The sequence below is a fragment of the Aeromonas molluscorum 848 genome (genome assembly GCF_000388115.1).
GTDB lineage: Bacteria > Pseudomonadota > Gammaproteobacteria > Enterobacterales > Aeromonadaceae > Aeromonas > Aeromonas molluscorum.
On record NZ_AQGQ01000246.1, the window covers coordinates 1 to 3,646 of the forward strand.

At 62.8% G+C, this 3,646-nt stretch carries 3 protein-coding genes and 1 pseudogene; all 4 read right to left on the reverse strand.

The genetic code is table 11. From position 1 onward, the window contains the following. Positions 1–236 precede the first annotated feature (236 nt). A pseudogene (locus tag G113_RS19435) lies at positions 237–1,239 on the reverse strand (substrate-binding domain-containing protein). After that, complete coding sequence (gene rbsK / locus G113_RS19440; RefSeq protein WP_005911014.1) at positions 1,239–2,162, reverse strand: ribokinase; 924 nt, start codon at positions 2,160–2,162, stop codon at positions 1,239–1,241. The pseudogene G113_RS19435 and the gene rbsK overlap by 1 nt, the downstream one beginning before the upstream one ends. A 97-nt stretch (positions 2,163–2,259) precedes the next feature. Then, entirely contained in the window at positions 2,260–3,135 is an 876-nt protein-coding gene (gene rbsB / locus G113_RS19445) for a ribose ABC transporter substrate-binding protein RbsB (protein WP_005911017.1), read from the reverse strand. A 45-nt stretch (positions 3,136–3,180) separates the two neighbouring features. After that, a partial coding sequence (locus G113_RS19450; RefSeq protein ID WP_005911019.1) for an ABC transporter permease subunit occupies positions 3,181–3,646 on the reverse strand: 466 nt, incomplete at its 5' end.

Here is a 3,646-nt window from a genome sequence, read left to right on the forward strand (position 1 = left end):
CCACTGGCCTACTGGACCCCGCGCGTGAGGGTGAGGAGGAGGCCGCCGCGTGCAGCCCTGGTCCACGCCATCGGTCTCAAGACCCTCAGACCGGCCCGGTTGCGGGACGTTTCCCAGGCGAGCGAGGATCTGCAAGCCTGAGCCGTGTTGCGGCTTGCTATGTCGGGAGTGCCGAGATGCCGGAAAAACAGAAAGGGAGCCCTGAGCTCCCTTTCTGTTGTTTGGCTGCATGGGTCTCAGAGGCGGCGGCAGGATTGACGGATCACCAGATCCGGCTCCAGGGTGATCAGCCGGTTCTCTATCTGTTGACCATTGATGCGAGCCAGCAGCCGGGTCACTGCGAGGCGGCCCAGGGCCTCCTTGGGCTGATTGATGGTGGTGAGCGGCGGCGACAGGTATTGGGCCAGTTCGACATTGTCATAGCCGACGAGGGAGATATCTTCCGGCACCTTGAGCCCGGCCTGGTGAATGGCGCTGATGGCACCCATGGCCATCATGTCATTGAACACAAACAGAGCGATCGGTCGTTCAGGTTGAGCCAGCAGGGTCTGCATGGCATTGAAACCGCTGGCACAATCGAACTCACCGGCCTGCAGCCACTCTGGGCGCACGGTAAGCTGGGCCTCTCCCATCGCCTGCTCGAAACCGGCCAGGCGCTGGGTCGCAGGGGCGCGTCCGGCAGGCCCCATGATGCAGCCAATGTCCCTGTGGCCCAGTGCTATCAAGTGGCGAGTCGCCAGGTAGCCGCCCAGATGAGAGTTGTCGGCGATGAGATCGACCCTGTCGCTGTCGAGCCCCCAATCCATGACCACCACCGGCAGGTTATCCAGCCAGTCGAGCTGTTTGAACACCTCCTGTTGCCCCTCGCTGCACATGATCAGCAGACCATCCACCCGTTTGCGCAGCATCATCTTGAGATAGGAGAGCGCGGTCTCGGACTGGCCCTCAGTATTGCCCAGCATCAAGTTGTAACCCTGCTCGAAACAGTAGCGCTCCACCCCGCGCACCACTTCCGCGAAGAAGGGGTTGCTGGATGTCGTGACCAGCATGCCGATGCTGTTGGTCTCTTTTACCTTGAGACTGCGAGCCACCAGGCTGGGGGGCATAGTTGAGGCTCTCCATGGCGGCGAACACCCGCTCCCGGGTCTCATTCGCCACGAAGCGGGTGTCGTTGATGACGTGGGATACCGTGGTGGTGGAGACCCCGGCCTGAGCCGCGACCTGCTTGATATTGGCCATCAGCGTTGCTGCTCGTCGAGGAAGGCTGCCACCTCCTCCTGACGGGGAATGGCACTCTGGGCGCCGAGCCGGGTCACCGACAGCGCCGCGGCGCCATGGGCGAAACGAACCGCCGCTTTAAAATCCAACCCGGCCAATTCGGCGGCAAGCAGGGCACCATTGAAGGTATCGCCGGCCGCGGTGGTGTCGACTGCCTCGACCCGAAAGCCCGGGATCAAGCCCACGAAGGCCGGATCGCTGCAATAGACGCCCTGGGCCCCCAGGGTGATCATCACCCGGCTGATGCCCATGGCGTGGAAACGGGCCGCGGCGCTAGCGGCGCTCGTCTCATTCGTGACCGCGACCCCGGTCAGCAGTTCGGCCTCGGTCTGATTGGGGGTGATGAGATCGACCAGCGCCAGCAGCTCGGCTGGCAAGGGCTGGGCTGGCGCTGGATTGAGTACCACCCGGGTGCCACCGGCGCGCGCCAGACGGGCCGCTTCGAATACGCTCTCAAGGGGCACCTCCAACTGCAGCAGCAGGGTGTGCGCCTCGGTGATGAGGTTGCCATGACGCTGTACCATGGCCGGGCAGAGGGCTCCATTGGCCTCTGCGGAGAGGCCGATGCTGTTTTCCCCCTCATCGCTCACATAGATGATGGCAATGCCGGTGGGCAGCATGGCGTCCTCTTCCACGGCACTGACGTCTATCCCATCCAGAGCAAACCCGGCGCGCATCTCGCGGCCTATGGCGTCTGCCCCAATGCGGGCAATGAAGGAGACCTCTGCGCCGAGGCGGGCGGCGGCAACGGCCTGGTTGGCCCCCTTGCCACCTGGCACGACCCTGTAACTGTGACCGGCCAGGGTTTCACCCGGGCGGGGAAAGTGCGGCACCCGCAGCACGTGATCCGCATTGACACTGCCGAGGACAACGAGACGATTCATAGTTTGATTTCCCTTGATGCATCTTGGCTTGGGTCTGCCCAAGGCGAGAAACACGCGAGGCGTTGACAGAAGGGGAGGCGAACCTCCCCCTCATCATTTACTTGCTGACCACTTGCAGCGGCACCGGGATGGATTTCTCAACCGGTTGGCCCTTGAGTACCTTGTCAGCGGTCTCGACGCCAATGGCACCGATCAGCGCCGGTTGCTGGGCGATGGTGGCGGCCAGTTTGCCACGGGCAACCGCGGCCTTGCCATCATCAGTGCCATCGAAACCAACGATAATCACCTCTTTGCCAGCGGCCTGTACGGCGCGAATGGCGCCCAGCGCCATCTCGTCGTTCTGGGCGAACACGGCTTGCACTCCGGCATGGGCAGCCAGCAAGTTCTCCATCACGTTCAGACCCTTGGTGCGGTCAAAGTCGGCAGGCTGGGAAGCCAGCACGTCCAGCTGGTGACCCTTCACGGCCAGGGCGAAACCCTCACCGCGATCCCGGGCGGCGGAGGTGCCGGCGATCCCTTCGAGCTGAATGACCTTGGCGCCGTTCCCCAGCTTCTCGGCGATGAAGTCGCCCGCCAGCTTGCCACCCGCCACGTTGTCGGAGGCGATGTGGGCCTTGACCTCACCCTGGGCCGCGCCTCTGTCCAGGGTCAGCACCGGGATATTGGCTTTGTTGGCCAGGCGGATGGCGTTGCCGACCGCGTCGGAGTCAGTGGGGTTGATCAGAATGGCGCTGACCTTGCGCACCGTCAGATCTTCGACGTTGGCGAGCTCCTTGGCCGGATCGTTCTGGGAGTCGAGCACCACCAGCTCATACCCCAGCTCCTTGGCCTTGGCCTCGGCGCCTTCCTTCATGGTGACGAAGAAGGGGTTGTTGAGGGTGGAGACCACCATGGCCAACGAGTGATCGGCTGCCTGGGCGGTGCCCAGCACGGACATGATGGCGGCGGCGAGCAGGGTATTGAGCTTTTTCATCGTTTCATTCCTTGTGCTTTTTGTTATGGGTGCGTGTGGTTGTTGCTATTTGCTTTTGTTGTCGATCATCACGGCGAGCAGTATCACGCTGGCCTTGGCGATCATCTGGTAATAGGAAGAGACGTCGAGCAGGTTGAGGGCATTGTTGAGGAAGCCGATGATGAGGGCGCCTATCAAGGTGCCCATGATGCGGCCTTTGCCACCCATCAGGCTGGTGCCGCCCAGTACCACGGCGGCAATGGCGTCGAGTTCATAACCCATGCCTGCGGTGGGCTGTGCCGATGACAGGCGGGAGGTGACGATAAGGCCCGCCAGAGCCGACAGGGCGCCGCACAGGGCATAGACGGCCAGTTTGACCCTGTCCACATTGATGCCGGAGAGGCGAGTCGCCGACTCGTTGCCGCCCAGGGCATAGATGTAGCGGCCAAGACGGGTGTGGTTGAGCATGTACCAGGCAAACAGGAAGACGATGGCCATCAGCCAGATGGGCACCGGCAGACCGAGCAGATAG